Annotated in this window: 6 protein-coding genes; all 6 read left to right on the top strand. The window is 71.3% G+C overall.

What is annotated here, in order from left to right; all coding sequences use genetic code 11:
* On the top strand, positions 1–590 hold a 590-nt coding region (locus tag JHD21_RS19595; protein ID WP_292678680.1), incomplete at its 5' end, for a helix-turn-helix domain-containing protein.
* Positions 591–975: 385 nt separating this feature from the next.
* On the top strand, positions 976–2,118 hold the full coding sequence (gene dnaN / locus JHD21_RS19590; protein WP_292678678.1) for a DNA polymerase III subunit beta: 1,143 nt from the start codon (positions 976–978) through the stop codon (positions 2,116–2,118).
* A 35-nt stretch (positions 2,119–2,153) separates the two neighbouring features.
* Positions 2,154–3,107 (top strand): phosphogluconate dehydrogenase (NAD(+)-dependent, decarboxylating), encoded by a 954-nt coding sequence (gene gnd, locus JHD21_RS19585; RefSeq protein WP_292678683.1) that lies wholly within the window; start codon positions 2,154–2,156, stop codon positions 3,105–3,107.
* 24 nt (positions 3,108–3,131) lie between these two features.
* Positions 3,132–4,274, top strand: coding sequence for a DNA replication/repair protein RecF (recF, locus tag JHD21_RS19580; protein ID WP_292678675.1), 1,143 nt, complete (start codon positions 3,132–3,134; stop codon positions 4,272–4,274).
* Positions 4,267–4,812 (top strand): DciA family protein, encoded by a 546-nt coding sequence (locus JHD21_RS19575; protein WP_292678673.1) that lies wholly within the window; start codon positions 4,267–4,269, stop codon positions 4,810–4,812. Before recF ends, JHD21_RS19575 begins: the two co-directional genes overlap by 8 nt.
* A gap of 282 nt (positions 4,813–5,094) precedes the next feature.
* On the top strand, positions 5,095–6,276 hold a 1,182-nt coding region (locus JHD21_RS19570; protein WP_292678670.1), incomplete at its 3' end, for an ATP-binding protein.

The raw sequence follows: 6,276 nt of genomic DNA, 5'->3' as shown, positions 1-6,276 counted from the left end.
TCGAGGACCGGCTCCGCAACCGGTTCGAGTGGGGCCTGATCACCGACGTCCAGCCACCCGACCTCGAGACCCGGATCGCGATCCTGCGCAAGAAGGCCGCGATGGACCGGCTCACGGCGCCCCCGGACGTGCTCGAGTTCATCGCCTCCAAGATCCAGACCAACATCCGCGAGCTCGAGGGCGCCCTGATCCGGGTGACCGCCTTCGCGAACCTGAACCGCCAGGAGGTCGACATGACCCTGGCGGAGATCGTCCTCAAGGACCTGATCCCCGAGGGTGGCGAGCCCGAGATCACCGCCGGACTGATCATCGCCCAGACCGCCGCCTACTTCGGCCTCTCCATCGACGACCTCACCGGCCCCAGCCGCGGCCGGCACCTGGTGATGGCCCGTCAGATCGCGATGTACCTGTGCCGCGAGCTGACCAGCCTGTCGCTCCCCAAGATCGGCGCCCAGTTCGGCGGCCGCGACCACACCACCGTCATGTACGCCGACCGCAAGATCAACCAGCTGCTCGCCGAGCGTCGCGCGGTGTTCAACCAGGTCTCCGAGCTCACCAACCGGATCAAGGTCCAGGCCCGCCAGTCGTGACCTCGCCGCGACTCCCGAGGGCTGTGGACGACACCGCCTCGATGGTGCGAACTACACGGGGAGGATCTGGGGACGCGCGGACCGCTGGTTCCACCGGCCGGCTCGCCGTGCACACCGGACCCCTGGTCGTCCACAGCTGTCCACATGGTCCTGTGGAGGGCGTTCATGCGGCGCGACCTGCACAAACGCCTGTTCTCCACAGATTCCACCGACCCTATGACTACGACGAGACTCTGATTGCTCGGCGATCGGTGGAACTCCACTCGGCCCCCTCCCTGTGGACAAGCTCCCCGACCGTTCCCCGCGCTGTGCGCCGCATGGCAGGATTCACCTCCCATCCCTGCGCACCACCCTCCCCTGCCGCCTCGTCGAAGGGCTCGACATCGTGAAGTTCCGCGTCGATCGCGACGTGCTCGCGGACGCCGTCGCCTGGGCGGCTCGCAGCCTCCCGGTCCGTCCCAGCGTCCCGGTCCTCGCCGGCCTCCTGATCGAGGCGGGCCACGACGGGCTGGTCCTCTCGACCTTCGACTACGAGACCTCCGCCCGGGCCACCCTCCAGGCCGAGGTGGCCGACGAGGGCCGCGCACTGGTGAGCGGCCGGCTGCTGGCCGACATCTGCCGCAGCCTCCCGGCCAAGCCGGTCGAGATGGTGACCGACGGTGCCCGGGTCTCGCTGACTTGCGGCTCGGCCCGGTTCAGCCTGCAGACCATGCCCGTCGAGGACTACCCGGCGCTGCCGTCGATGCCCGAGGCCACCGGCACGGTGCAGAGCGACCAGTTCGCCCATGCCGTCGCGCAGGCGGTCACCGCGGCCGGCCGCGACGACATGCTGCCCGTGCTCACCGGCGTACGCCTCGAGATCGACGGCTCGACCATCTCGCTCCTGGCCACCGACCGGTTCCGGCTCTCGCACCGCGAGCTGGGCTGGGACCCGCGCACCCCCGACGACACCCTGGCCGCACTGGTGCCCGCCAAGGTGCTCGGCGACACCGCCAAGTCGCTGACCAGCGGCAGCGAGGTGACCATCGCGCTGGCCAGCGGCGGTGCGGGCGAGGGGATCATCGGCTTCGAGGGCGCGGCCGCCGGCGGCACCCGGCGCACGACGACCCGTCTCCTCGACGGTGACTTCCCCAAGGTCCGCAGCCTGTTCCCCGCCGAGCACCAGACCGTCGCCCGGGTCGACAAGGCCGCCCTCATCGAGTCCGTACGCCGGGTCGCGCTCGTCGCCGAGCGCAACACCGCGGTGCAGATGGCCTTCTCCGCCGGTGTGCTCACCCTCGACGCCGGGTCGGGCGACGAGGCGCAGGCCTCCGAGTCCATCGAGGCCGAGGTCGAGGGCGAGGACATCACCACCGGCTTCAACCCGCAGTTCCTGCTCGACGGCCTGACCGCCATCGACGAGCCCGTCGTCGAGCTCGCCTTCACCCAGGCCTCCAAGCCCGTCGTCATCAGCGGGCACGTGGAGCCGGGCAGCACAGGGGTACCGGCGTTCCGGTATCTCCTGATGCCACGGCGTCTGCTCTCCTGACGCCGCCCACCGCCACCCGGAGGTTCTCAGTGCCCCTGCACATCGGTCTCGTCGGCCTCGGCAAGATGGGCGGCAACATGCGCACCCGGATGCGCAACGCCGGCCTCACGGTCGTCGGCTTCGACATGAACCCGGACCTCGCCGACGTGGCCAGCCTGGCCGAGATGGTCGAGCAGCTGCCGGGTCCGGACGGCGGTGCCCGGGTCGTCTGGGTGATGGTGCCCGCCGGTGAGCCGACCCGGGACACCATCCGCCAGCTCGCCGACCTGCTCGGCGAGGGCGACCTGGTCCTCGACGGCGGCAACTCCAAGTACACCGACGACGAGCTCAACGCCACCATGCTCGCCGAGCGAGGAATCGGCTTCGTCGACTGCGGTGTCTCCGGTGGGGTCTGGGGGCTCGAGAACGGCTACGCCCTGATGTGCGGCGGGTCTGACGAGGACGTCGCCAAGGTGCAGCCCGCATTCGACGCGCTGCGTCCCGAAGGCGAGTTCGGCTTCGTGCACGCCGGCAAGAAGCCCGGTGCCGGTCACTTCGCCAAGATGGTCCACAACGGTATCGAGTACGCGATGATGCAGGCCTACGCCGAGGGCTGGGAGCTCCTCGAGGCGGTCGACCAGGTCGACAACGTGCCCGAGATCTTCGCCTCGTGGCGCGGCGGCACCGTCATCCGGTCCTGGCTGCTCGACCTGCTGGTCGCCGCCCTGGACGAGGACGAGCACCTCGACCAGCTCCGGGGCTACGCGGAGGACAGCGGCGAGGGGCGGTGGACGGTCGAGGCGGCCATCGACAACGCCGTCCCGATGCATGTGATCGCCGCCTCGCTGTTCGCCCGGTTCACCTCGCGGCAGGACGACAGCCCGGCGATGAAGGCGATCGCCGCCATGCGCAACCAGTTCGGGGGGCACGCCGTGCACACCCCGCCCCCGCCCGGCGGGGAGGCGACGGGCGGCGACGCCCCGGCGGACACCGCGACCGACACCGCCTGACCGTGCGGGCGCGATGATGACCCTGTGTACGTCGCGCACCTGACCCTCCACGACTTCCGGTCGTACGCGACGGCCGACGTCGCGCTCGACCCGGGCGTGACGGCATTCGTCGGCCGCAACGGTCAGGGCAAGACCAACCTGGTCGAGGCCATCGACTACCTGTCCCGGCTCTCCTCGCACCGGGTCGCCACCGACACGCCACTGGTCCGGGCCGGCTCCGAGCAGGCGGTCGTGCGGGCGGCCGTGGTCAAGGACGGCCGGACCGCGGTGCTCGAGATCGAGATCAACCCGGGCAAGGCCAACCGGGCCCGGGTCAACAAGTCCGTCCTGCCCCGCGCCCGCGACCTCGTCGGCCTGGTGCGCACGGTGGTCTTCTCGCCCGAGGACCTGGCCCTGGTCAAGGGCGACCCCTCGGAGCGCCGGCGCTTCCTCGACGACCTGCTGGTCCTGCGTACGCCGCGGCTGGCCGGGCTGCGGGCCGACTACGAGCGCGTCCTCAAGCAGCGGAACTCCCTCCTGAAGTCGATGCTGGCGGCCCGGCGCGGCCGGCGGGACGACGAGTTCGCGGCCTCGACCCTGGTGGTCTGGGACGAGCAGCTCGCCCAGCACGGCGCCGAGCTCCTGGCCGCGCGGGTGGCGCTCGTCGACGACCTGCGGCCCTACGTCGGCAAGGCCTACGAGGCGGTGGCCCGGGGAGCGTCCCGCGAGGACGCCGAGCTCGACTACCGCGCCACGGTCCCGCTCGAGGCCGACCTCGCCGGGTCGTTCCTCGCCACGCTCGCCGAACGCCGCAAGGAGGAGCTCGACCGCGCCCTGACGCTGGTCGGCCCGCACCGCGACGACCTGGTCCTGACCCTGGCGCCCGCGGGCTCGACCGGGGAGAAGCTCCCGGTCAAGGGGTACGCCAGCCACGGGGAGTCCTGGTCGTTCGCGCTCGCGCTGCGGCTGGCGGCGTACGACCTGCTCCGCGCCGACGGCGACGACCCGATCCTGGTCCTCGACGACGTGTTCGCCGAGCTCGACACCGAGCGCCGGGCCCAGCTGGCCGACCTGGTCTCGGGCGCCGAGCAGGTGCTGGTCACCGCCGCGGTGCCGGACGACATCCCTGCGGCGCTGTCGGGGGCCCGGTTCGTCGTGGCCGGCGGGGAGGTCACCCGGGATGGCTGACCCGCAGGAGCCCGGACCCGGGTCCCCCCAGCCGGCCCAGCCGCACCAGGACGACGGGCTCGACCTCGCCCGCGCCCAGACCAGGGCGACCGCGGGCTCCACGCCGGCCGCCCGCCGTCGTCGTGGCCGGCGGTCCGCGGCGGCGGAGGGCACGACCGTCAGCGGTGCCCATCCCGACGACCGCGACCCGCAGCTCCTGGGCGCGATGGTCGACAAGCTGGTCGGCGAGCAGGGCTGGGAGCTCGAGCTGCGGGTCCGTGGGGTCTTCGCCCGGTGGCCGGAGCTGGTCGGCGACGAGGTCGCCGCGCACTCCACGCCGGAGACCTTCACCGACGGCAAGCTCGTGGTCCGCACCGACTCGACCGCGTGGGCCACCCAGCTCAAGCTGCTCACCCCGACCGTGCTGCGGCGCCTCAACGAGGACCTCGGCGACGGCACCGTCACGATCCTGGAGATCCTCGGCCCGCACGGCCCGAGCTGGAAGAAGGGCCGGCTGTCGAGCCGGGACGGACGTGGCCCGAGGGACACGTACGGCTGATCGGGGCAGGAGGCCGCCAGGGCCGATCTGCGGGCCGGGCGCCGGTACAGGGACTCACGTGACCCCCTGTTCGCCCGTCCCGGAGGCCTCCACAGGCCGCTGAGAGGCCCGTCTGCGCACAGGTCACCCCGGCTTGTGGGGGTCATTGCGTGGAATGCGGCCTTCTAGCCGGTATTGTGGAGTCCGGCCGTCACCTCGGTACTTCCCCACGGTGCACGGCCTGCTCCATGTCCAGACGCAGAACCCAGCGCCGACCCGAGCGCGTACAACAAAGGTGGCCCCGTGACGATCGAGAACCCTCCGGCGCCACCCAACGGCGTCGAGTACGACGCCTCGGCGATCCAGGTCCTCGAGGGGCTCGAAGCGGTCCGCAAGCGGCCGGGCATGTACATCGGTTCGACCGGTGAGCGAGGCCTGCACCACCTGATCTGGGAGATCGTCGACAACGCGGTCGACGAGGCGCTCGCCGGCTACTGCGACCGGATCGTGGTCACCCTGACCGACGACGGTGCGGTCCGGGTCCAGGACAACGGCCGCGGCATCCCCACCGACACCGCGCCCGGTCAGGAGCTGCCCGCGGTCACCATCGCCCTGACGCAGCTGCACGCCGGCGGCAAGTTCGGCGGCGGCGGCTACAAGGTCTCGGGCGGCCTGCACGGCGTGGGCGTGTCCGTCGTCAACGCGCTGTCCACCCGGCTCGTCGTCGAGGTCCGCAACCGCGGCCACCTCTGGCGCCAGTCCTTCAACCACGGCGACCCCGACGGCCCGCTCGAGGACGTGCGCCCCCTCGAGGACGGTGAGGAGACCGGCACCACGGTCACCTACTGGGCCTCCGAGGAGACCTTCGAGACCACCGACTACAACCTCGAGACGATCGCCACCCGCTTCCGCGAGTACGCGTTCCTCAACAAGGGTCTCGAGATCGTCGTGCGCGACGAGCGTCCGGCGGCCGAGGCCATGGTCGACGCCGTCGAGGACGACACGATCAACGAGGAGGTCGACCAGGCCGAGCCGAGCTCGATCCGCCGGGCCGAGGGTGGCGGCAGCGAGCAGGTCTTCAAGTACGACCGCGGACTGGTGGACTTCGTCGAGCACCTCAACCGCCGCAAGCAGCCCGCCAACCCGACGATCATCGACTTCGAGGCCGAGACGCCCGCGAGTGTGGAGAACCACATGAGCCTCGAGGTCGCGATGCAGTGGAGCAACTCCTACACCGAGTCGGTGCACACCTTCGCCAACACCATCAACACCCACGAGGGCGGCACCCACGAGGAGGGCTTCCGGGCCGCGCTGACCTCCCTGGTCAACCACTGGGGCGAGGAGTGGGGCCTGATCAAGAAGCGTGAGGACCGGGTCTCCGGTGACGACATCCGCGAGGGCCTGACCGCGATCATCTCGATCAAGCTCGGCGAGCCGCAGTTCGAGGGTCAGACCAAGACCAAGCTCGGCAACACCGAGGCCAAG

The sequence above is a fragment of the Nocardioides sp. genome, assembly GCF_016462705.1.
Taxonomy (GTDB): Bacteria; Actinomycetota; Actinomycetes; order Propionibacteriales; family Nocardioidaceae; genus Nocardioides.
The sequence above is the reverse complement of the archived record's forward strand: the minus strand, read 5'-3'. Positions and strand labels throughout refer to the sequence as shown.

What these genes read in the sequence shown, in the direction of transcription:
- JHD21_RS19575 (WP_292678673.1), top strand. Translation starts at nt 4,267, where the DNA reads ATGGCTGACCCGCAGGAGCCCGGACCCGGGTCCCCCCAGCCGGCCCAG.